This window comes from Pseudomonas sp. FDAARGOS_380 (assembly GCF_002591235.1).
Taxonomy (GTDB): Bacteria; Pseudomonadota; Gammaproteobacteria; order Pseudomonadales; family Pseudomonadaceae; genus Aquipseudomonas; species Aquipseudomonas salmasensis.
In genome coordinates this window covers 3,637,814-3,659,983 of sequence record NZ_CP023969.1, presented here as the reverse complement: position 1 = coordinate 3,659,983, position 22,170 = coordinate 3,637,814, and the positions used below count along the sequence as shown (strand labels likewise).

Below are 22,170 nucleotides of genomic sequence, written 5' to 3'. Positions count from 1 at the left end.
GAATGCGCTCTCTGACCCTGCACCTGAAAATCCTGATCACCTTGCTGGTGGTGCTGGGCATTTCGGTCACCGCCTATCAGATCTTCGTGCTGGGGATTCCCGTCACCGAAGATGCCACCGACGACTTGTGGAACATCGACGCCAAGGTCGAGTTCGTCGCCAACCCGAAAGACCCGGTCAAGATCCAGATGTTCGTGCCGCCCCTGAGCCGCGACTTCGTCAGCCTCAATGAAAGCTTTATCTCGAACAACTACGGGGTGAGCGTCAACCGCATCGACGGCAACCGCAAGGTTACCTGGTCGGCGCGTCGGGCCAAGGGCAACCAGACCCTGTATTACCGCCTGGTGCTGACCAAGCGCTACAGCGGCGAGAAGGTCAAGATCAAAGGCCCGACCTTCCGCGACAGCATCGCCGTGGAAGGCCCCGAGAAGATCGCCGCCGAAGCCCTGCTGGCGCCAATCCGCCAGCACTCGGCCGACGTCGAGACCTTTATCAGCGAAGCCATCAAGCGCACCAACAACCTCAACGACGACAATGTGAAGTTGCTGCTGGCCGGCGACCCCTCGACGCCGCACAAAGCCAAGATCGTCGAGCTGCTGCTGTCCATCGCCCACGTGCCGGTAGAGAAAGTCCATACCATCCGCCTGGTGGCCGACCAGCCGCAAACCCCGGAACTGTGGCTGCGCAGCTTCAACGGCAACGACTGGCTGTACTTCAACCCGGAGACCGGCGAACAAGGCCTGCCCGCCGACCGCCTGCTGTGGTGGACCGGCGATGAAAACCTGATCACCGTCGATGGCGGCAAGAAAGCCATGGTGACCTTCAGCCTCAACAACAGCGAGATGAACGCCATCCGCCTGGCCAAGCTGACGGACGAAAACACCGACGCCAACTTCCTCGAATACTCCCTGTACGGCCTGCCGCTGCAAACCCAGCAGACCTTCATGATCATGGTGATGATCCCGATTGGCGTGCTGGTGATCTTGATCCTGCGCAACCTCATCGGCTTGCAGACCCTGGGCACCTTCACCCCTGTGCTGATCGCCTTGGCGTTTCGCGAGACCCAGCTGGGCTTCGGGATTGTGCTGTTCACGATTATCACGGCCCTGGGCCTGTCGCTCAGGTCGTACCTGGAACACTTGAAACTGCAAATGCTGCCGAGGCTGTCGGTGGTGCTGACCTTCGTGGTGGTGCTGATTGCCGCCATCAGCCTGTTCAGCCACAAGCTGGGGCTGGAGCGGGGCTTGTCGGTGGCGCTGTTCCCGATGGTGATCCTGACCATGACCATCGAACGCCTGTCGATCACCTGGGAGGAACGTGGTGCCAACCATGCGCTGAAAGTGGCGATTGGCACGCTGTTCGCCGCGTCCCTGGCGCACCTGATCATGAGCGTGCCGGAGCTGGTGTACTTCGTGTTCACCTTCCCGGCGATCCTGTTGATTCTGGTGGGCTTCATGCTGGCCATGGGTCGCTATCGCGGCTACCGCCTCACCGAGCTGGTGCGTTTCAAGGCGTTCCTGAAGGCTGATTCTTGATGTTCGGCTTCTGGAAGACCTGGAAGGCCCTGGAAGCGCGGGGGATCATGGGCATCAACCGGCGTAATGCCGACTACGTGCTCAAGTACAACAAGCGCAGCCTGTACCCCATCGTGGATGACAAGATCATCACCAAGGAACGGGCCCTGGCGGCCGGCATCCACGTGCCGGAAATGTATGGGGTGATCTCCACCGAAAAAGAAATCGACAAGCTCGACGAGATTATCGGTGGGCGCAGCGACTTCGTGATCAAGCCCGCCCAGGGCGCCGGTGGTGACGGCATTTTGGTGGTGGCCGACCGGTTCGAGGGGCGCTACCGCACGGTGTCCGGCAAAATCATCAGCCATGAGGAGATCGAGCACCAGATCTCCAGCATCCTCACCGGCCTGTATTCCCTCGGCGGCCACCGCGACCGCGCATTGATCGAGTACCGCGTGGTGCCCGACCAGATCTTCAAGAGCATCAGCTATGAAGGCGTGCCAGACATCCGCATCATCGTGCTGATGGGCTACCCGGTGATGGCGATGCTGCGCTTGCCCACCCGCCAATCCGGCGGCAAGGCCAACCTGCACCAGGGCGCGATTGGCGTGGGTGTGGACCTGGCCACCGGCCTGACCCTGCGCGGCACCTGGCTGAACAACATCATCACCAAGCACCCCGACACCACCAACGCCGTGGATGGCGTGCAACTGCCCAACTGGGACGGTTTCATGAAGCTCGCCGCTGGCTGCTATGAGCTGTGCGGGCTGGGCTATATCGGCGTGGACATGGTGCTGGACCAGGAAAAAGGCCCGCTGATCCTTGAGCTGAACGCACGGCCTGGGCTGAACATTCAGATTGCCAACGACTGCGGCCTGACGTTGCGCACCCATGCGGTGGAGGCACGACTGGAAGAACTCAAGGCGGCCGGGGTGACAGAAACGCCGGAAGAGCGTGTGAAGTTCGTGCAAGAAATGTTCGGGCATATACCGCCCGTGGAAGGCTGATCCGGTCTTCGAACTGTCTATCCCCGACATCCCCTCTAGGAGCAAATCCTACAGGGGACTACAATCCCTCCCCCGCGCCACTGGCTGATCCACCCCCGCATGTCGACCTGTTCCGTATACCCGTTGCCCTACCGGGCCAATCCCACCGAGTTCTTTGCGGTCATTCGCCACGCCCCTGGTGCGGTGCTGCTCGACAGCGGCCGCCCGATGGCTGTTCGCGGCCGGTATGACCTGCTCAGTGCCTGGCCCGAAGCGACCCTGACGGTAGGGCCGGACGAAAGTGGCGGTGATTTCCTGCAACGCTTGCGCAAGAACCTGACGCAGTTGGGTCAAGCGACATTGCCTGACGGCTATGAATTACCGTTTGCCGGGGGGTTGATCGGTTACCTGAGCTATGACTTTGGTCGGCACCTGGAGCAGGTTTCACACCTGGCCGTGGACGATTTGCATCTGCCCGATGCGCGTTTCGGGCTCTATGCCTGGGCGCTGGTCAGCGATCACCAGGTGCAAACCAGCCAGTTGGTCTTTCACCCTGCGCTGGCCGACAGCGAGCGGCAACGCTTGATCAACGTGTTCAGTCAGGCACAAAGCGATGCGCCGACGACCTTCAAGCTTCACGGCCCCATGGTCCCGGACCTCAGCGCCGAGGCTTATCACCAGGCCATCATTCGCATCCAGGATTACATCCAGGCCGGCGACTGCTACCAGGTCAACTTTGCCCAACGCTTTCGTGCGCCGTGCATCGGCGATCCGTGGGCAGCCTACTGCGCGCTGCGCGAAGCCTGCCCGACGCCGTTTTCCGGGTTCCAGAGTTTGCCCGATGACGGCGCGGTGCTGAGCCTGTCGCCGGAACGCTTTGTGCGCATCAGCGAGCGTCAAGTGGAAACCCGCCCGATCAAGGGCACCCGCCCTCGCGGTTTAACACCCGAAGAGGATGCCGCCAACGCCGCTGAGTTGCTCGCCAGCCCCAAGGACCGCGCAGAAAACCTGATGATCGTTGACCTGCTGCGCAACGACCTTGGCCGCAGTTGCCGTATAGGCTCAGTGAAAGTGCCGGAACTGTTCAGCCTGGAAAGCTACCCCAACGTGCACCACCTGGTGAGCAGCGTCACCGGCCTATTGGCCGACGACAAAGACGCCCTCGACCTGATCGCCGGCAGCTTCCCCGGCGGCTCCATCACCGGCGCACCGAAGATTCGTGCGATGCAGATCATCGACGAGCTTGAACACACCCGTCGCGGGCTCTATTGCGGCTCGCTGATGTACCTGGACGTGCGCGGCGAGATGGACAGCTCCATCGCAATTCGCAGCTTGCTGGTCAAGGACGGGCAAGTGTGTTGCTGGGGCGGCGGTGGGATTGTGGCGGATTCAGAGTGGCAGGCGGAGTATCAGGAGTCGCTGACGAAGGTGCGGGTGTTGTTACAGACATTGGAAGGTTTGTAGGGCCTGTACCGGCCCTATCGGGGGCAAGCCCCCTCCCACCTTCGACCGCGCAGCGATCAAAGGTGGGAGCTGGCTTGCCTGCGATGGGGCAATCAGCCGCGCCACATAACTTACAGGCTCAACTGCCGATTCGACGCCTTGATAAACTCTTTCTTCAAGTCTTCAAACGTATGCACCGCCGGGAACTGCGGGAATTCGCGAATCACATTCTCCGGCGCATGGAACAGAATCCCGCGGTCAGCTTCACCCAGCATGCTGGTGTCGTTGTAGGAATCACCGGCAGCGATCACGCGGTAGTAGAGGGTTTTGAATGCCAGCACCGATTGGCGCTTGGGGTCTTTCTGGCGCAATTGGTAGCTCACCACCCGGTCGTTCTCATCGGTGATCAAGCGGTGGCAAAGCAAGGTCGGGAAACCCAGCTGACGCATCAGCGGTTGGGAGAATTCGTAGAAGGTGTCGGACAGGATCACCACCTGGAAACGCTCACGCAGCCAGTTGACGAACTCGATGGCGCCGTCCAGCGGCTTGAGTGTGGCGATCACGGCCTGGATATCGGCCAGCTTGAGCCCATGCTCGTCGAGGATGCGCAGGCGTTGCTGCATCAGCACGTCGTAGTCGGGGATGTCACGGGTGGTGGCCCGCAGGGACTCAATGCCGGTTTTCTCGGCGAAGGCGATCCAGATCTCCGGAACCAGCACCCCTTCCAGGTCAAGGCAGGCAATTTCCACACGACACTCCTATTAGATGTTGTTAGTTGAGCGAGCAAAAGGACTGCCGAACTCTAGCGACTCACGCCCGCCGCCGCAACGCGGGACAGATTTTGATACCATCGCCCTCCTAGAGAGCGCTCAGCGCCACTGACCTGTAGGAACCGTCCTGATGAACCAAGCCTTCGACGTCGTTGAACTCGCCACGACTTATGCCAACAAGTCTGCCCAGGACATTCTCAAGCTGGCGTTCAGCCAGTTCGGCGATGACCTGTGGATTTCCTTCAGCGGTGCCGAGGATGTGGTGCTGGTGGACATGGCCTGGAAGCTGAACAAGAACGTCAAGGTGTTCAGCCTCGACACTGGCCGCCTGCACCCCGAGACCTACCGGTTTATCGAGCAGGTGCGTGAGTTTTACAAGATCGACATCGAGCTGATCTCGCCGGACTCAAGCAAGCTGGAGCCCTTCGTCAAAGAGAAAGGCCTGTTCAGTTTCTATAAGGACGGCCATGGCGAATGCTGCGGCATCCGCAAGATCGAACCGCTGCGCCGCAAACTCGCAGGTGTGAGTGCCTGGGCCACCGGCCAGCGCCGCGACCAGAGCCCCGGCACTCGCAGCCAGGTGGCGGCGCTGGAAATCGATACGGCGTTCTCCACGCCGGAACGTACCCTGTACAAGTTCAACCCGCTGGCGCAGATGACCAGCGAAGAAGTCTGGGGCTACATCCGCATGCTGGAGCTGCCGTACAACAGCCTGCATGAGCGCGGCTTCATCAGCATCGGCTGCGAGCCCTGCACCCGGCCGGTATTGCCCCGCCAGCATGAACGTGAAGGCCGCTGGTGGTGGGAAGAAGCCACGCAGAAGGAATGCGGGCTGCATGCGGGGAATATCATCAGCAAGGCTTGAGCCTCTGACGCTGTCAAAAAACCTGTAGGAGCGAGCTTGCTCGCGAAAAACGTCAACGATAACGCGTGCTTCCTGAATAAACGCGGGGTCGTTAAGTTTTTCGCGAGCAAGCTCGCTCCTACAGAAAGCGAGATTTGCTTTGTGGCCGGGAAAATCTTGTACACAACCTTGTAACCATAGGTGCCATTTTTGTGTGCAACTTAATGTACAACGCACCAAAACGTAACATCTCTCTGCGCCCATGGCGCTGTCTATAAATAGCCCTGCAATTAACAAAAAAATAAATACCTGTTCAAACGGTCAATTTATAACGTTTGTAATTCAGTAAGTTATTCCCAACCTATATAAAAACGAAATTAGCCAAGATTTTCATATAGCGAGAATTGGCACGCATATGGCTTAGGTAGAAGTACGCTTTGTATACAATCAATACAAAACCTACATACACTTTGCCATCCGCCGCTTTGCTGCAGATGCGCTGGAGCCTGCCGGAATGCGTACAAGCCTCTCGAACACCCTCGCACTGGATGTGCCCTCCTCCCCATTAAACCCTGCAGCCACAGGCCCCGGCCCGCTGGTGCTCAGCCCGCGCCTGCACAACAAGGACCTGGCGCCCACCAAGGTCGAAGGCCGACGCTGGGGGCGCTATAGCATCTTTGCGTTGTGGACCAATGACGTACACAACATCGCCAACTATTCATTCGCCATCGGCCTCTATGCATTGGGCCTGGGTGGCTGGCAAATATTGCTGTCCCTGGGGATCGGTGCGGCGCTGGTGTACTTCTTCATGAACTTGTCCGGCTACATGGGGCAGAAGACCGGTGTACCGTTTCCGGTTATCAGCCGCATCAGTTTCGGTATTCACGGGGCGCAAATTCCGGCGTTGATTCGGGCGGTGATTGCAATTGCCTGGTTTGGTATCCAGACCTACCTGGCCTCGGTAGTTTTCCGTGTGCTGCTGACGGCCATTCATCCGGGGTTTGCCGATTATGACCACGACTCGATTCTCGGCCTGTCGACCCTGGGTTGGGCGTGTTTTGTGGCGATCTGGCTGGTGCAGTTGGTGATCCTCGCCTACGGCATGGAAATGGTACGTCGCTATGAAGGCTTCGCCGGGCCAGTGATTCTGCTGACCGTGGCCGCACTGGCCGGCTGGATGTACTTCCAGGCGAACGGGCAGATTGCCTGGTCGATCCGCGAGCCCCTGAGTGGCGGTGAGATGTGGCGCAATATCTTTGCCGGCGGCGCGCTGTGGCTGGCCATCTACGGCACCTTGATCCTCAACTTCTGCGACTTCGCCCGTTCCTCACCCTGCCGCAAGACCATCCAGGTCGGCAACTTCTGGGGCCTGCCGGTGAATATCCTGGTGTTCGCCGCCATCACCGTGCTGCTGTGCGGCGGGCAGTTCCAGCTCAATGGCCGGGTGATCGAAAGCCCGACCGAAATCATCGCGGCGATCCCCAACACCTTCTTTCTGGTGCTCGGCTGCCTGGCTTTCCTGATTGTTACCGTGGCGGTGAACATCATGGCCAACTTCGTCGCCCCGGCCTTTGTACTGAGCAACCTCGCGCCCAAGTACCTGAACTTCCGACGCGCCGGCTTGATCAGCGCCTTCGTTGCCGTGCTGATCCTGCCGTGGAACCTCTACAACAGCCCGTTGGTGATCGTGTACTTCCTCTCTGGCCTGGGCGCGCTGCTAGGGCCGTTGTACGGGGTGATCATGGTCGATTACTGGCTGATCCGTAAAAGCCAGGTGGATGTGCCACAACTGTACAGCGAAGACCCCCAAGGCATTTATTACTACAGCCGTGGGGTGAATATGCGTGCGGTGGCGGCGTTTATTCCAGCGGCGGTGATCGCCATCCTGCTGGCGCTGTTGCCGGGGTTTGCCAGCGTCTCGCCGTTTTCCTGGTTGTTTGGCGCAGGCATCGCGGGGTTGCTGTACCTGCTGATTGCCAAGCGTCAACCGCACTACGCCGATGTCAGCGGCGAAAGCATTGCCGTCGATAACGTCAGTCACTAAACAAGGACTTTCCATGCGTATCCTCGTGGTCAACGTCAACACCACCGAATCCATCACTGAAACCATCGCCCAGCAAGCACGGGCCGTGGCGTCACCGGGCACCGAGATTGTCGGGCTCACCCCGTACTTCGGCGCCGAATCGGTGGAAGGCAATTTTGAAAGCTACCTGGCGGCCATCGCCGTGATGGACCGGGTGATGGCCTACGACCAGCCCTTTGATGCGGTGATCCAGGCCGGCTATGGCGAGCATGGCCGTGAAGGCCTGCAGGAACTGCTCAATGTACCGGTGGTGGATATCACCGAAGCGGCGGCCAGTACCGCGATGTTCCTGGGGCACGCCTACTCGGTGGTGACCACCCTGGACCGCACTGTGCCGCTGATTGAAGACCGGCTGAAACTCGCCGGCCTCTACCAGCGTTGCGCTTCGGTGCGCGCCAGCGGCATGGCGGTGCTGGAATTGGAAGACGACCCGCTGGGCGCCATGGAAGCTATCGTGCGCCAGGCGGAACTGGCCATTCGCGACGACAAGGCCGAGGTGATCTGCCTGGGCTGCGGCGGCATGGCCGGACTGGATGAGCAGATTCGCCAGCGCACCGGGGTGCCGGTGGTGGACGGGGTGACGGCGGCGGTGATGGTGGCCGAGTCGTTGGTGCGGTTGGGGTTGTCGACGTCCAAGGTCAGGACGTACGCCACGCCGCGACCAAAGAAGGTCATCGGCTGGCCGGGTAAGTTCGGGCGGTAGACCGATGCGCCTGCATCGCGGGCAAGCCCGGCTCCCACATTGGATCGCGATCACTGTGGGAGCCGGGCTTGCCCGCGATGGCCACAACTCGATATACCGCCCTGCTCAGATAGCACTGAACCGTTGAGCCAGTTTCTGCTCGGTAAACTGCTCAATAATGAAATCCACAAACGCCCGCGTCTTGCCCGGCAGCAACTTATGCTCGGCGTAGTAGATGGAAATATTGCCGTCGTCCACATACCAGTTGGGTAACACCCGCACCAGCGCCCCGCTGTCCAGGAACGGCACGGCCATTGGCATGCTCACCAGCGCGATGCCAAGGCCCTGGGCACTGGCGCAGCACGCGGCTTCGGAGTCGCTCATGGTCATCGCCGGTTTCAGCACTAAAGGGCTGTGCTCGCGCTCACGATTGGTCAGTTGCCACGAACGCACCCGGCCAGTCTGCGGCGAGCGGATCAAGATGCCGAGGCAGTGCGACAGGTCCTCGGGCACCAGTACCGGAAGGCGTCGCGCCAGGTAATCCGGCGACGCCACCAGCACCCGGTGCGCCGGCGTCAACTTGCGCGCCACCACACCTTGGGGCAACTCGAACCCGCCGCCGATGGCCGCATCGAAGCCTTGGCCGATCAGGTCGACCTGGCGGTTATCGAAGTGCCAGTCCGGGCTGATATCCGGAAAGCGCCGCATAAATTCGCCAAGCAATGGCACCACGTAGCGGTTGCCAAACACCGGCCCCATGCTGACCTTGAGCGTACCCACCGGCCGCCCTTCGGCACTGGCCAGGTTGGCGACCGCATTCTGAATGGTGGTGAGGCTGCCACTGACTTCCTCCAGGAACACCTTGCCGGCTTCGGTCAGCGCCAAGCGCCGAGTGCTGCGCTGGAACAGCCGCACACCGAGGCGCGCCTCCAGCTTGGCAACGCTTTTACCCACTGCAGCAGGCGTGAGGCTCAGGTGCCGTGCAGCCTCGGCAAAGCTGCCACCCTCGGCGCTGCGCACAAAGCATTCGATACTGCCAAAGCTTTCCATATCGCCCCACTCTAAACTTTTGGTTTACACAGACTATAGCAACCACGGGCTACCGAGCTGGGCGGGTGAGGTCGATACTCGCCCCATCAACTACCTCGGAGATCGACATGACCACACACAACCTCACCGGCAAAGTCGCCTTGATTCAAGGCGGTTCCCGCGGCATCGGCGCCGCCATCGTCAAGCGCCTCGCCGCCCAGGGCGCAGCGGTTGCCTTTACCTACGTCAGCTCGGCCGCCAAGGCCCAAGCGTTGCAGAACGAGGTGATCAGCGAAGGCGGCAAAGCCCTGGCGATAAAAGCCGACAGCGCCGATGCCACGGCGATTCGCGCGGCGGTCAACGCTACAGTCGAGGCGTTTGGACGCCTGGATATCCTGGTGAATAACGCTGGCGTGCTGGCCATCGCGCCGCTGGAGGAATTCAAGCTGGAAGACTTCGACCAGACCTTGGCGATCAACGTACGCAGCGTATTTATCGCCACCCAGGAAGCCGCCAAGCATATGGGCGAAGGTGGCCGGGTGATCAATATCGGCAGCACCAACGCCGAACGCATGCCCTTTGGCGGTGGCGGGCCCTACGCCATGAGCAAAGCGGCGCTGGTGGGGTTGACCAAGGGGTTGGCACGAGACCTGGGGCCACGGGGCATCACCATCAACAACGTGCAGCCTGGCCCGGTGGACACCGATATGAACCCGGCGAACAGTGATTTTGCCGAAAGCCTGATCGGGTTGATGGCGGTAGGTCGGTATGGGCATGTGGAGGAGATCGCCAGTTTTGTGGCGTATCTGGCCGGGCCGGAAGCGGGCTATATCACGGGCGCCAGCCTGACCATCGATGGTGGTTTCAGCGCCTGATTCTTTGCAGAACCGCAACCCAAATGTGGGAGCGGGCTTGCTCGCGAAGGCGGTGGGTCAGTTGATAAATCTACTGACTGACACCCTGCATTCGCGAGCAAGCCCGCTCCCACATTTTTGACCGCGCGGGGTCAGGCCATGGGAGGCAAGCCGTAGGCGGCCAGGTCAAAGTCGGCGAGTTTGCGAATAATCAGGTCAGCATGCTGGTACTTGCTGTCAGCCATCGCCTCATCAGGCACCGCAATGGCGGTCATGTGCGCAGCCTTCGCCGCCGTCACGCCGAACGGCGAGTCTTCGAACACCAGGCAATCCTCAGGCGCTACACCCAACCGGAGCGCGGCGGTGAGGAAGATATCTGGCGCGGGCTTGGCGGCGCCGACTTCCGGGTCGTCGGCGGTGACGATGGTGTCGAACAGGCCAAACCATTCACGGTGCAGGGTGGTCTTGTGGCCAAACGAATTACGCGATGAACTGGTGCCCACCGCAATCGGAATATTGTGCGCCTTCAAGTGCCGCACCAACGCCTCTGCACCGGGCATGCCCAGGGCCTTGGGAAAACGCTCGCTCATCAGCGGTTCGCGTATTTCCAGAAACTCGGCGGGCGTGATCGGCAGGTCCAGCGCCTTGACCACGTAATCGGCCAAATCCTGCGCGCCCCGCCCGATGATGTGCTGCTTGATGCCCCAGTCGTAGGTACGGCCATAGCGTTCGGCAATAATCTGCGTGACTTCGGTGTAGATGCCTTCGGTATCCAGCAACAACCCGTCCATATCGAAAATCACGGCCTTGATCGGGACAGCGGTACGCGGTGCATTCATCACAACACAACCTTGGGGCGAGGACTAAAAGGATTCAGCACAATAACGGCCCTCGTTGCCTGCAAGCAACCTTCGTGGACCAACCATTGATTCATACCACGCAACAGTTTTAACCGTCGGCGCTGACGGCGGCCAGCTAGGGTTTGAGAGGGCAACGTCATGACCCGTCGACACGGATCTGAAAATACCGATTGCAAACCTTATAAAAGACTTATTAACCTCCATGAACTCAATCCAATGGACGCGAAAAGCCGTCAAACAATTGCTTCGGTTGCATTCGTATCATCAGCAACAGGTACGCGATGCCGTGTCCGCTCTTGAACACATGCCCGATGCAATCAACGTCAAGGTGCTGGTTAACCATCCTCACAGCTATCGCTTGCGGGTAGGCCATTACCGGGTCCTTTTCGACTGGGACGGCAGCATCCAGGTCGTCAGCATCCAAGAGGTTAAAAAACGTGACGAGCGAACCTACTGCCGTACAGATCATCCACAATACGCAGGGCAAGCCAGCCTATGTGGTGATTCCCTATGAACACTATGTGGCGCAGCAAAAAGATCCAAACCTGATCCCCCATGCGGTAGTCAGCCGCCTGGTGGATGGCGCAACACCTATCCGCGCGTGGCGCGAGCACCTGAGCTTGACCCAGGAAGAAGTCGCCCAACGCCTGGGTATTTCACAATCGGCATTTGCCCAGCAGGAAGCGGTCAGCAAACCTCGCCGCACCACGCGGGAAAAGATAGCCAAGGCGTTCGGTATCAATGCCAGTCAACTGGAGCTATAACGTCACCCGGCAAGAATTCACGTATTCCTTTACTCAGATCGAGCTCAAACATGCTCTACCGCCTAGCCGCCGACGGCCTCGTGCTGTTCCACCTGGCCTTTATCCTGTTCGTGCTATTCGGCGGCCTGCTCACCCTGAAGTGGCCCAGGGTAATGTGGCTGCACTTGCCCGCCGTTGCCTGGGGCATCGCGGTAGAGGTGCTGCACCTGCCCTGCCCACTCACCCGTTGGGAAAACCTGTTTCGCCAACTGGCCGGGCAGGACGGTTATGGCGGCGGGTTTATCGAGCACTACATCCTCACGCTGATCTACCCCGCCGGGCTGACTGCCAATATCCAATTGCTGCTGGGAGCCGTGGTGGTGGTGATCAACCTCGCGGTGTATGGGCGGGTTATCCGGCGTTACGTACAGGCTTGAGACAGTTGCGCTGGTGAAGAATCAGCGCACCTCAATCCGTCGTGGTTGCATCTATGACACGCCGAAGCGCAAATGTGGGAGCTGTCGAGCCCCAGCGAGGCTGCGATGGGATCACCGCAAAGCACGCGCCAGACTGAGCCATCTGCATCCCAGCCTCGCTGATCGATTTCAATCTGCCAGCTGAGCGCTTAGAGTGTCGCCCCCGAGAATTGAATCTCGAGCTTGAATCTATGGAGTTATAAGTGAAATACCTCAGTAAAGTCGTAGCAGCAGCCGTACTTGGTTTCACCCTGGCAGGTTGCACCGGCACCGCCATGAAAACCCAGCAATACGACGCCAGCCAGTACACCGTGCTCGGCCACAGCGAAGCCAGCGCCACCGGCATCATGCTGCTGGGCGTCATCCCCATTGGCCAGAACAACCGCTTCGTGCGCGCCCAGGATGCAGCCATCAAGGCCAAAGGCGGCGACGCGCTGATCAACACCCAAGTGCAGGAAAAGTGGTTCTGGGCCTGGGTATTGAACGGCTACACCACCAAGATCTCCGGTGATGTGATTAAGCTGAAGACCGCGCAGTAAGTGTGAAAAAGCCGCTTGATCTCGGTATGAGACAGCGGCTTTTTTAACGACAGTTTTAGGCTGGCGTACCACTTCGAGATAGGATTCAGCAAATACGCTTTGAACCCGTATTTAATCCTCATGGATGCCCAGGGTAATGTGCAAGGCGAAGGCTTTGGCAAGGCGACCGGCATAGTCGGAGTCATCAACCAAGCCTTGACCGGTACAGTGAAAAACAGCGGTACTTATTACCTCATCGTCGCCGCAGATAATCGGGCACCGGGAGAGACCATTGTTATCGACAACGTCCTGCTGATCGGCGCTGCAGCTAGCCCGATAGCGCCTTTGCGTATTGGCATGAACAGTTACCCATTTGGCTCAGTCGGACCGTTTCTGAGTACCGAAGAGTCGCCTTGAAGCGGTGACAGATCTGCCTTCGAATCATCGGCGCGCCCCCTGAAGCCCATTGGGGGTAGCTAACCCCAAACACTACAGTGCAGGCGAAGGCAGGTATGATCCAGGCTAACCCGGCCAGACTGGACCTACACATGCCTGCCTCCGACACCCGCCCTACCCCCGCGCCATTCCTCAAGCCCGGTGAAACCGTGGTGTTGTTCGACGGGGTGTGCAAGCTGTGTAACGGTTGGGCAAGGTTTCTGATCCGCCACGACCACCAACGGCGCTTGCGATTAGCCGCCGTGCAGTCACCCGAGGGCCAGGCGCTGCTGGCGTGGGCGGGGTTGCCGCTGGAGCAGTTCGACACCCTCGCAGTGATCCGCGATCGGCACTGTTGGGAGCGTTCGGAGGCGGTGTTGGAAATCATTGCGCAACTGCCTGCCCGCTGGCGCCCATTGCTGCTCCTGCGCGGCATCCCGCGCTTTCTTCGGGATTGGGCTTACGACCGCATCGCGCGCAATCGCTATTGGCTGTTCGGAAAATACGATACCTGTCTGTTGCCGAACGCGGATCATGAACAGCGCTTTTTAAAGGATCAGCCATGAATCCCCTGATGCGCATCAACTGGATCGCCCGGGGCGGCCTGGCTTTCATGTTTGCCTACCATGGGCTGGTGCCGAAGCTGTTGTGGCTAAGCCAGGGTGAGCGTGCAATGATCCAGGCGCACGGGATCGAGCAGGTGCAGTTGTTCGCCACGCTGGCGGGGGTTGGGGAAATTGCCCTGGCGATATGGATACTGCTTTCGCCACGCAGTGTCTGGCCGCTTGTAGTGGCTGCGACTGCGCTGGCGGGGCTGCTGGTGGATGTGGCGGTGTTCAGTCCGTCGATACTCAGGGAAGCGTTTAATCCTGTGTCGCTGAATGTGGCGGGGTTGGCGTTGTGTGCGGTGGCTTGGAATACCAAGCCCTGAACGGCATTTATTTCAGCCCGAGTGCCTCAAGTGCAACGGCCAGCGCTGATGTCAGCCATCCAGCAACAGCCCAATCAACTGCCATGGCGTCATCTTCGTCACCATGATCAGCACGATCACAAACATCCCAGAGAAACCCAAAATACCCATCCAGAACCATTGCCTATAGACGCCGTGGTATCCATCACCAAGCGCCCTGCCCGTCTCAACCGCGCTGAGCGCCATTTGCTGCAAACGCTTCTGCAGCACCAGCACCGGCAGCCAAAGAGCCCCCACACACAGGAAGATGATCAGCGAAGTCAGCACCCATTCGGTGGTCAACCCAAGTCCGGCAAACTTGATCAACACAAAGCCGGTAAGGATCTGAATGACCCCCGCCGGCGTAGTGATCCAGGTATCGAACCGCACCACCATCCGCGCCACATGGGCAATCACTTGCGGGTTGGCCGTACGGCTCGCGGCGATCAGATACAGATACGAGCCCATGCCGAAGCCAAACAGGAAAATCGCCGCGATGATGTGGATGTATTTCAGGCTCAGATAGAGCATGGTCAGCCCTGCCCGTCAGAGAAATGCACGGCCAGGCTAAGGTTCGCCGGGTCGTTGATGGCGGCCATGTATTCGTCGACGGTGATTTCGCCAACGCACGGCCGCGCACCAGGTTCAGGCCCATAGCCTTGGGCGACTTTGAGGGCCAGAGCAACGGCGGCACAGCTGGGAATTTCCGGGCCTTTGTCATTCAGCGCCGTCAGTTGCACCGCCAGGGACAGCGGTTGCCCTTCTGCACCGAGGCCGTTCACGTCGATGTACATCGCGCTTTTGCCATCGCCAAAGCGCTCGAACCAAGTACCCAGCCGATGCAGCCGCGCAGCCCAGGCAAGAGGGTCACGCACGACGCCCCACCGCAGCGCCTGGGCCAGCAGATAGTTGGCGACACCGCCAAGCTTGAGCCCCGCACCAGCCTTGAAGCTCAGGGTGTGGGCACCATAGCGGCCAGCAAATATGTCCATGTCGGGCACGTCCACATTCGCCAACACCCGCGTGCCAAGCCCAGGCATTTTGCGCAGCGTCAGGTCCTGCCAGCCCAGCACTTCATGCACCTGGCCATGCCTGAGCTGCTTGATGGGTTTGCCCGCGTAAGCCAGCACACCTTCGACGGTGGACAGGCCCGGCATCTTGGCCGAGGAGGAAATACCGTGCTCGATCGAGTCGATACGGGTGAAGCGATAGCGATACTGATCGATGATGGCGCACGACAGCGTCGGCACGGAGCTGCACCCGCTAAGGATCGCCACGCCTGCCTGCCGTGCTTGTGCATCCAGCACGCTCACGCCGTTGACGAAGGTGCGGCAGTCGGACAAGTCGCAGTAGTTCACGCCAGCGTCGATGCAACTCTGGGCGACAGCATAGGACTGCCCCTGGAACGGGCCGCCGGTGTGGATCACCCACTTGATGTTCATCGAACGCAAAACGGAGGCGAACCCGGCGCCCATGGCATCGCCACACCAACCCTCGCAAGCGGTGTTCGACTGGCTTTTCAGCTCATCCACCTTGCGCTGCAGCTTATGTGGATCGCGACCCGAGATCACCAGTTCAATGCCCGGCGCCACCACCAGATGCCGGCAAACGATGCTGCCGAAATTGCCGTAGCCACCGACTACCAACACCCTGAGTGTCATTCCATTCTTCCCTAAACAAACGATCATGCGCTGCACCTGAGGCAGGCTGGCGGCTGAGGCGGCAAAGATACCCGATTTGCTTAACAGCTTGGGCCAGATCAACAGAGAGAGTCAGAAGAAGGACTACGGTTTTACAGAGCCCTGCCCTGGCCGATCACCAGCCCGCCCCACAAGCCGCCTCAGACCACCTGCAACGGTTTAGCGCGATCAATTGACTCCAGGCCAGCTCTCTACATACTCAATAGTGAAGTCCGGATAGGAATCGACAATCTGGATCTTGTAATCAGGATAGCTATCGACGGTTTGCCATTTCCCGACAGAGTCCGGCCAGGAATCCACCTTCTTTACTTTGAGGTCGGGGAATTGATTCACCACCTTCACCTTGTAGTCGGGATAGCTGTCCACGAACTGGATTTTGCCGTAAATCTTCGACACATCGACCGTCGTACCGGCGTGAGCGCAAAAAGTGCAGGTCAACAGCAAGGAAGCGAGGGCAGCTTTGAACATGAGTATTGCATCCTGAAAAATTGAGGCATCCAGTCTATCGGTAGCCGCGCGGGCCGTGCCGAAAAACGCCTATCCTTTAAACTCACCCGCCCCATTGCCGACGGCGTCAACATACGCCACACACAACAACTCGGCGATCTGGCTTTTGACTGCTTTGGTCGATTCTGGGCGCGGGTTTCACCTTTGTTGTTTCCGGACTTTCGATAGCAACTCTTAGCCGGAAATACATGAGGGTTCCCGTCGGCGAAGTTAGCGATAAAACACAACGCTGTACGGGCCATAACGTAAATAAATCCGTCCCCTTTTTCCGTCTGACGGAGCGCCATGCCCATGAGCATGAGCATGTGCATGTGCATGTGCATGTGCATGTGCATGATGAACATCATCAGCATGAGCATAGGTTCGAATGGGATTCGAAGGTGCCTCATAGCCATGTGCATTTACATGGGGCGATGAGGCATAGCCATGCGCATGTTCCGGATGTGCATCATCGGCATAGGCATTGAGGGCGGGCTTAGGGATAGGGTGTTGGTGGCTTTGGGCAACGTCCTACACATTACTCAGAAGCGATGGGCTGCCGTTTTAAAATCGCCACACCTATAGTCTGACGGTCGCTCACATAGCGAACGGGTTTGGCGACCCGATGATAAATCGACAGATGCCTCTCGGGATTTGCGGGATGCCTCTGCGCGCAATAAGCTGCTCGACGGTAGCTGTGCGCGGGAGACCTTCGGGTCTGCCGGTTTTTCCGATTGTCCCGGTTCGCCAACCTGCGTACAGCTACCACCCTTTTGTTTGGCGACAAATGTGTGGTTGCTCTCCTTTGACAACCGGAGTTTCACACATGAACCAATACATGGCCCTCACCAGCAACGACGCCGCCACCCCTGCCCTTTTTGTCGACACCACCGCGCCACTGGAAATACTCCTCGATGCTGCGACTTATCGGCTTCGTGCCGTCACTCAAGTGCTTGAAAACCTCGCCCTACGTAGTGAAATCAGTAGTGATGCGGTGGTGCTGAGTGATTTTGCACTGCTCTGCTCAATCCCTCTGCGGGACGGGTGCGATTTGCTCGATGTCATCGGGCGACGGATGGACGCGCCGTGCGCATGATCTAAGAACAGCAGCTTTCAAACTCAAAAATTACAAAACCCCAGGTTTCTTTCGAAACCTGGGGTTTTGTTTGCTGTGAACGTGGTGAAACGAAAATCAAATAAATCTGTGCCTCGAACTTCTGTTACGAGTGCGATATCGGGCTCAGTTGACGATTCATCGCAACGATATCCGAGTGACTAGGGTTAGGTCCCAGCTTCGCGAAATGCTCTATCATGCGATCCCGAGTTTTTGGCGCCTCACCTTTAACTGCCGCATCGAGGGCCCGGCGCATATCAACGGCGGTGTAGTCGCAGCAGTACGCAGGGGTTGCAGGTTGTTGCCGCCACGACTGCTCAAGTGAACCCGCATTGACTGGATCAAAACCTGATTCGCTCACCAGTTCCATGACTGTCTGCACACCGACCTGATCGTCCCCAGCGACTGCCGCCGCCAATCGTCCGGGCGTGCCCTCGGGCTGGCCGAGTTCAGCGAGCGAATAGGCTAACAAATTGTTGAACGCCTTAATCACCGGCCTTCCAATCTGTTTCGAAACCCAAATGCTTTCGGCCATGCCTTCCTCTATTTCCGCAATTTTCTGATCCCTCAAGCCTGGGTAGTAATTGCCGGTATCCACGACAGGGACGTCCAATGGAACAGATGCGAACAAGTCAGCAGGCAGATCAGCCACTGCTGGGAAAGGGATAGATAAAAATATCACTTCGGCGTCTCGAACAACGCCCGAAATATCTGCAGGTACCGCCCCAATCTCGTTGGCGAATGCACGAACCCCCTCAATGCCTTTGGAGTTAGCCACCTGCACTTCATGGCCTGCGGCAATCATCTTCCGGGCAAGGGTTGCGCCAATGTTTCCTGTCCCAATCACGCCAATTTTCATGAGTTCTCGCTCGTATAGGTTCCGGGTAGGCGCCTACCTTAGGAGAATAGTGAGATAATGATAAGTACACACCAAAAGGTAAGTAACGAACCAAACTATGACCAGTGAACGAGAATGGGACTGTGCCGACCCAAAAAACCGAGTGAAATGGGCTGAAGCAACCCTGGAGACCCTCCGCGTCTTGGAGGGAAAATGGAAGATCATCATCCTTTGCCAGCTGTTCGCAGCCAAAGGCCCTCTGCGTTTTTCTGATCTTGAAAAACTCATAGAGGGCATCAACCAGAAAATGCTTATCCAGCAGCTTAAGCAGCTCGAAAAAGACGCAATTGTTCGCCGCACGGTTTACCCGCAGGTACCACCGAAAGTTGAGTATGAGTTGACCGAGGATGGATACGCGTTAGGACCGTCGATGCAGGCTTTGATTGAATGGGCCGAACAGAGGCGCAGCCCTTTTGACCAGGCCTGAAACCACAAACCCCCGGCTTTCTCTATGAAAACCAGGGGTTTGTGTTTACTTAATGTGGCGGTGAAGGAGAGATTCGAAACTACCCGCAAAGTAACTTTCATTATGCAAGCATCCGGTTTACGAGGGCTGCAGCGATGCTCCCTCTCCAAAAAAAGGCATTCTCAGTCCCATGGCAGCCCCATGGCTTTTGGACCAAGTTAGTGCGCGCGGGTTGAGAGGGGGTAAAAAACGGCAAGCCGACCGGTTTATGTTGAGGCATGGGAAAAAGGTAATATTGGTAATACGGTGGATAAATAAGATAAAACCCTTTTAATTTCAATAAGTTTATAGATATTTAGAAAGGTAATAATTTAGTAATTTATAGGTTAGGTCATTACCTTTTCCTCGGGTAATTCCTGACAAGCTCAATCCCCAGCAAAACCGGGCACTTGGGCGAATATTACCTTTTCCATTACCAAATATTACCCCTCAAGGTAATACCTCAAACCCACGGACTACCTGGGCTGCAGCGGCTTTAGCGCCTTACCTAACCAAAATTACCTTTTTCCCAACCCTGGTTCCAAAATAGCCGACTGTGAGGCGAATCCTGCAGCTTGAGGCTAGTCTGAGAGTTCACTATAGGAACCTTGATATGGCGCATGAATATTCGCTCTCAGATGTGCTTGAAAGGATGTATGAGAATCAGTTGGCACTTGAAGCAGCTGTGATGGAGATCACCCTACGCCTGGAACAACAAGGCTCAGCAGAGGTAGCTGAAAACGTGCGTGGGACCTTAGAGGCAATCGGTGAGAACGCGGGGCATATCAAGCAAGGCTTGGCACGCCCGAAAAGGTCAGGAGCCAGCTAAGGATGCGAGACAAATTGTGAAATGCTCCAATCTCGACGAGGCCCACACGTTTCGTGGCGTATGGCAGCTTTCCGCCTCTTCGAAGTCCGCTACACACGGTAAGAAAAAAGATCTATCTCGTTTCGGAAAATGCCCGTATTCCTATGTTTTCTTCTCTTTCGACCAATGAACCCGGGGCCTCCAACCCTGCCCCGTTCATGATCGCCTGCTACGTCGCTGTGCGACCGCCCTGCACTTCTCTTCAAATCTTTGCAATCCGTGAAACTGCCGGTCGCCCGTAGAGCGTCCCGGCCCGCCTGGGCTGCCGGTTCGTTTGCACTACATCTGTGTTTGCACAAAAAAAGGACGCAAACCCCGTCGGCGGGAGGGGGATAAGCGCTTTTTTACGCGTTTTAATTTCGCAGAAAATATTTTGTCTCACCCTCGCCCGATGTCTAATTGACATCAAGACGATTGACTGGCGTACTAACAGGACCGCATAGATATGGAAATCAGACATGGTAGTTTTTGTGGCAGGTGTACACGGCGTAGGCAAAACATATCTTTGCGAACGATTCGCGACGGTCTCAGGCATCCAGCATGCAAGCGCCAGCGCGCTCATAAAAAGCGAACTCAAAACATCAAACTGGGAATCCGATAAGCTTGTATCTGATATCGATTCAAACCAGATTGCCTTAACGGTAGCTGTTAAGCGAATAACAGAGAACTCTAGACGCCTCTTACTAGATGGCCACTTCATTCTTAAAAAACATGATAATACTCTGGCAGCGGTGCACGAGCACACTTTCAAAGATTTAAACCTATCACTAATATGCCTAATAGAATCGGAAGCTGAAACAATACGACAGCGTCTTATATCTCGAGACTCGAACGCTTTTTCTGGCAATATAGAGAATTTTTTACAAGAAGAAAAATCAAGAGCACATTACATTAGCAAGTTATTCGATATTCCTTTAATCATATTAAAAAACCCTTCCGAACAAGAATTCAATACACACTTGCATAAAGCATTTACAACCAACTGACTCTGGGCTCAGACAATGGAACTCGTACAAAAAAAATTTAAGCACGTTAACATCCAAGATCCTTTCTTCTCCTCGTTAATCAATGATTATAAAGAGTTTACGACATGGTTCGCTAAGAAAGCCGAGGATCAAGCTTATGTCTTTGAGGATGAGAACGATAAGGTCAATGGCTTTCTATACCTAAAGACAGAAGAGGGATCTGTAGACGATGTAGTTCCACAGCTTCCTAATAAAAAACGCTTGAAAGTCGGCACGATGAAAATCAATGCTCGCGGAACCAAGCTCGGAGAACGTTTCATCAAGAAGATATTCGATCACGCACTACACAATAAAGTTAGCGAAATATACGTTACCGTATTCCCAGCGCATGAAGTTTTAATAGCACTATTCACAAAGTATGGCTTCATCCAAGTTGCCGAGAAACATACACAGAATGGCACCGAACTCGTACTTATCAAAGATCTGAACGTGTTACAGAACACTCTGGTGAGGTCGTACCCCCTTATGGACATGGCGAATCGAAATATTTATCTGCTGTCTCTAAATCCGCAATGGCACACTCGCCTGTTGCCAGACTCTATTCTCAAGAATGAGAACGCAGATATCATCGAAGACATCTCGCACGCAAATAGCGTTCATAAAGTCTACCTCGCGGCGATGGACGGTCTGGAAAAATTGAAACCTGGTGATATCCTTGTTATTTACCGAACGACGGATCACCAAGGGCCCGCTCATTACCGCTCAGTGGCGACGTCTGTAGGTGTCGTTGAGGAGTACCGGTCGATTCGCTCATTCGCTTCACGGGATGAATTCATGAGCTATTGCCAGCCGTACAGTGTGTTCAGCGACGCTGAACTTGACCAGTTTTGGCAACGGAAAAACTACCCCCACGTCTTCCGCTTTACGTATAATGCCGCCTTTAAACGCCGCGTGACACGTGGCGAGATGATCGAGCAATTCGGTATGAATCCTGCCGCTTACTGGGGATTTATGCGACTAACGCGAGACCAGTTTAATTTAATCGCACAGGCGGGCCAGATGGATGAAAGTATTATTATCAATTAAGCCTGAATATGCGGAAAAAATCTTACTCGGCGAAAAACGATTCGAGTTTAGAAAATCCGTCTTCAAGAACCCTGAGGTCAGAACCGTCGTAATTTACGCGACTATGCCTATTGGAAAAATAATTGGCGAATTTGATTTCGACGAAGTTCTGTCTGACGAGCCTAAAGAGATTTGGTCTTTAACATCGAAATTCTCAGGCATAACAAAGAAGTTCTTCAATGAATACTTTGATGGCAGAAAACTGGCTCACGCGATAAAAGTCGGTCAGGTAAGAAGATATGAAACACCAATAAGTTTAAAGTCCCTTATTCCTAGCGGAATGGCGCCCCAGTCGTTTTGTTATATCAAAGACGGCCAAGGTCAGCTGAACTAGCAATTTACCCCTAAGAAAAAACCCGCCGACGGCGGGTTTTTTTGAATTG

26 protein-coding genes and 2 pseudogenes are annotated in these 22,170 nt (G+C 56.7%); 21 read left to right on the top strand and 7 right to left on the bottom strand.

Annotated elements, in window-relative coordinates; genetic code table 11:
- The first annotated feature begins 2 nt into the window (after positions 1–2).
- The 3 genes from CRN80_RS17180 (at position 3) to pabB (ending at position 3,964) form a co-directional block, all read left to right on the top strand.
- Complete coding sequence (locus CRN80_RS17180; protein ID WP_003193324.1) at positions 3–1,535, top strand: inactive transglutaminase family protein; 1,533 nt, start codon at positions 3–5, stop codon at positions 1,533–1,535.
- Complete coding sequence (locus tag CRN80_RS17175) at positions 1,535–2,521, top strand: alpha-L-glutamate ligase-like protein (protein ID WP_003193326.1); 987 nt, start codon at positions 1,535–1,537, stop codon at positions 2,519–2,521. Before CRN80_RS17180 ends, CRN80_RS17175 begins: the two co-directional genes overlap by 1 nt.
- A 99-nt stretch (positions 2,522–2,620) precedes the next feature.
- A complete protein-coding gene (gene pabB / locus CRN80_RS17170; RefSeq protein ID WP_098950661.1) occupies positions 2,621–3,964 on the top strand; it encodes an aminodeoxychorismate synthase component I in 1,344 nt (447 codons plus the stop codon).
- A 110-nt stretch (positions 3,965–4,074) separates the two neighbouring features.
- Here pabB and thrH read toward each other — a convergent pair whose 3' ends face one another.
- Complete coding sequence (gene thrH / locus CRN80_RS17165; RefSeq protein WP_032895783.1) at positions 4,075–4,692, bottom strand: bifunctional phosphoserine phosphatase/homoserine phosphotransferase ThrH; 618 nt, start codon at positions 4,690–4,692, stop codon at positions 4,075–4,077.
- A gap of 151 nt (positions 4,693–4,843) precedes the next feature.
- On the opposite strand from thrH, the gene CRN80_RS17160 reads away from it, so the two are divergent.
- From CRN80_RS17160 to CRN80_RS17150, 3 genes are all read left to right on the top strand, one after another.
- Positions 4,844–5,578 carry a phosphoadenylyl-sulfate reductase gene (locus CRN80_RS17160; protein ID WP_032895781.1) on the top strand — a complete coding sequence of 245 codons (735 nt, stop codon included), beginning with the start codon at positions 4,844–4,846 and terminating at the stop codon, positions 5,576–5,578.
- 493 nt (positions 5,579–6,071) lie between these two features.
- Positions 6,072–7,601, top strand: a complete 1,530-nt coding sequence (locus tag CRN80_RS17155) for an NCS1 family nucleobase:cation symporter-1 (RefSeq protein ID WP_098950660.1) — start codon at positions 6,072–6,074, stop codon at positions 7,599–7,601.
- Positions 7,602–7,614: 13 nt separating this feature from the next.
- The gene (locus CRN80_RS17150) at positions 7,615–8,343 is read left to right on the top strand and encodes an aspartate/glutamate racemase family protein (protein ID WP_032895778.1); all 729 of its coding nucleotides are present in this window, start codon (positions 7,615–7,617) and stop codon (positions 8,341–8,343) included.
- A gap of 105 nt (positions 8,344–8,448) precedes the next feature.
- Here the strand turns inward: CRN80_RS17150 and CRN80_RS17145 are convergent, their stop codons facing one another.
- Complete coding sequence (locus tag CRN80_RS17145) at positions 8,449–9,372, bottom strand: LysR family transcriptional regulator (RefSeq protein WP_098950659.1); 924 nt, start codon at positions 9,370–9,372, stop codon at positions 8,449–8,451.
- A gap of 107 nt (positions 9,373–9,479) precedes the next feature.
- Between CRN80_RS17145 and CRN80_RS17140 the strand changes: the two genes are divergently transcribed.
- On the top strand, positions 9,480–10,226 hold the full coding sequence (locus tag CRN80_RS17140) for a 3-oxoacyl-ACP reductase family protein (protein WP_098950658.1): 747 nt from the start codon (positions 9,480–9,482) through the stop codon (positions 10,224–10,226).
- 131 nt (positions 10,227–10,357) lie between these two features.
- Here the strand turns inward: CRN80_RS17140 and CRN80_RS17135 are convergent, their stop codons facing one another.
- Complete coding sequence (locus tag CRN80_RS17135) at positions 10,358–11,044, bottom strand: HAD-IA family hydrolase (RefSeq protein ID WP_098950657.1); 687 nt, start codon at positions 11,042–11,044, stop codon at positions 10,358–10,360.
- 223 nt (positions 11,045–11,267) lie between these two features.
- Here CRN80_RS17135 and CRN80_RS17130 point away from each other — a divergent pair.
- The 7 genes and pseudogenes from CRN80_RS17130 to CRN80_RS17100 form a co-directional block, all read left to right on the top strand.
- Positions 11,268–11,519: pseudogene (locus CRN80_RS17130) on the top strand (type II toxin-antitoxin system RelE/ParE family toxin); the annotation flags it as partial.
- A complete protein-coding gene (locus CRN80_RS17125) occupies positions 11,503–11,829 on the top strand; it encodes a helix-turn-helix domain-containing protein (RefSeq protein WP_032895771.1) in 327 nt (108 codons plus the stop codon). The pseudogene CRN80_RS17130 and the gene CRN80_RS17125, both read left to right, overlap by 17 nt.
- A 50-nt stretch (positions 11,830–11,879) precedes the next feature.
- Positions 11,880–12,245 carry a DUF2784 domain-containing protein gene (locus tag CRN80_RS17120; RefSeq protein ID WP_098950656.1) on the top strand — a complete coding sequence of 122 codons (366 nt, stop codon included), beginning with the start codon at positions 11,880–11,882 and terminating at the stop codon, positions 12,243–12,245.
- 242 nt (positions 12,246–12,487) lie between these two features.
- Entirely contained in the window at positions 12,488–12,823 is a 336-nt protein-coding gene (locus CRN80_RS17115) for a hypothetical protein (protein ID WP_032895768.1), read from the top strand.
- A 99-nt stretch (positions 12,824–12,922) separates the two neighbouring features.
- Positions 12,923–13,219: a hypothetical protein gene (locus CRN80_RS17110; protein WP_238344565.1), complete on the top strand. Its 297-nt coding sequence runs from the start codon at positions 12,923–12,925 to the stop codon at positions 13,217–13,219.
- 131 nt (positions 13,220–13,350) lie between these two features.
- Complete coding sequence (locus CRN80_RS17105) at positions 13,351–13,803, top strand: thiol-disulfide oxidoreductase DCC family protein (RefSeq protein ID WP_032895766.1); 453 nt, start codon at positions 13,351–13,353, stop codon at positions 13,801–13,803.
- Positions 13,800–14,168, top strand: a complete 369-nt coding sequence (locus CRN80_RS17100) for a DoxX-like family protein (RefSeq protein WP_098950655.1) — start codon at positions 13,800–13,802, stop codon at positions 14,166–14,168. The genes CRN80_RS17105 and CRN80_RS17100 overlap by 4 nt, the downstream gene beginning before the upstream one ends.
- Before the next feature lie 51 nt (positions 14,169–14,219).
- Here CRN80_RS17100 and CRN80_RS17095 read toward each other — a convergent pair whose 3' ends face one another.
- From CRN80_RS17095 to CRN80_RS17085, 3 genes are all read right to left on the bottom strand, one after another.
- Positions 14,220–14,717, bottom strand: coding sequence for a DUF2269 domain-containing protein (locus CRN80_RS17095; protein ID WP_098950654.1), 498 nt, complete (start codon positions 14,715–14,717; stop codon positions 14,220–14,222).
- A gap of 2 nt (positions 14,718–14,719) precedes the next feature.
- Positions 14,720–15,847 carry a saccharopine dehydrogenase NADP-binding domain-containing protein gene (locus tag CRN80_RS17090; RefSeq protein WP_098950653.1) on the bottom strand — a complete coding sequence of 376 codons (1,128 nt, stop codon included), beginning with the start codon at positions 15,845–15,847 and terminating at the stop codon, positions 14,720–14,722.
- A gap of 207 nt (positions 15,848–16,054) precedes the next feature.
- Positions 16,055–16,354, bottom strand: a complete 300-nt coding sequence (locus CRN80_RS17085) for a hypothetical protein (RefSeq protein WP_032895759.1) — start codon at positions 16,352–16,354, stop codon at positions 16,055–16,057.
- Positions 16,355–16,656: 302 nt separating this feature from the next.
- On the opposite strand from CRN80_RS17085, the pseudogene CRN80_RS31750 reads away from it, so the two are divergent.
- Positions 16,657–16,860, top strand: a pseudogene (locus CRN80_RS31750) (EamA/RhaT family transporter); the annotation flags it as partial.
- Between the two features lie 338 nt (positions 16,861–17,198).
- Entirely contained in the window at positions 17,199–17,468 is a 270-nt protein-coding gene (locus CRN80_RS17075) for a short-chain dehydrogenase (protein ID WP_098950652.1), read from the top strand.
- 124 nt (positions 17,469–17,592) lie between these two features.
- Here CRN80_RS17075 and CRN80_RS17070 read toward each other — a convergent pair whose 3' ends face one another.
- A complete protein-coding gene (locus CRN80_RS17070; protein ID WP_098950651.1) occupies positions 17,593–18,345 on the bottom strand; it encodes an NADPH-dependent F420 reductase in 753 nt (250 codons plus the stop codon).
- 97 nt (positions 18,346–18,442) lie between these two features.
- On the opposite strand from CRN80_RS17070, the gene CRN80_RS17065 reads away from it, so the two are divergent.
- The 5 genes from CRN80_RS17065 to CRN80_RS17045 all read left to right on the top strand — a co-directional run bounded on the left by CRN80_RS17065 (position 18,443) and on the right by CRN80_RS17045 (position 22,121).
- Entirely contained in the window at positions 18,443–18,811 is a 369-nt protein-coding gene (locus tag CRN80_RS17065; RefSeq protein ID WP_098950650.1) for a helix-turn-helix domain-containing protein, read from the top strand.
- A 631-nt stretch (positions 18,812–19,442) separates the two neighbouring features.
- The gene (locus CRN80_RS17060; protein WP_098950649.1) at positions 19,443–19,658 is read left to right on the top strand and encodes a hypothetical protein; all 216 of its coding nucleotides are present in this window, start codon (positions 19,443–19,445) and stop codon (positions 19,656–19,658) included.
- A gap of 497 nt (positions 19,659–20,155) precedes the next feature.
- Positions 20,156–20,683: an ATP-binding protein gene (locus tag CRN80_RS17055; RefSeq protein ID WP_098950648.1), complete on the top strand. Its 528-nt coding sequence runs from the start codon at positions 20,156–20,158 to the stop codon at positions 20,681–20,683.
- Between the two features lie 15 nt (positions 20,684–20,698).
- Positions 20,699–21,748, top strand: a complete 1,050-nt coding sequence (locus CRN80_RS17050; protein WP_098950647.1) for an N-acetyltransferase — start codon at positions 20,699–20,701, stop codon at positions 21,746–21,748.
- Positions 21,726–22,121, top strand: coding sequence for an ASCH domain-containing protein (locus tag CRN80_RS17045; protein WP_098950646.1), 396 nt, complete (start codon positions 21,726–21,728; stop codon positions 22,119–22,121). The genes CRN80_RS17050 and CRN80_RS17045 overlap by 23 nt, the downstream gene beginning before the upstream one ends.
- Positions 22,122–22,170: the final 49 nt, after the last annotated feature.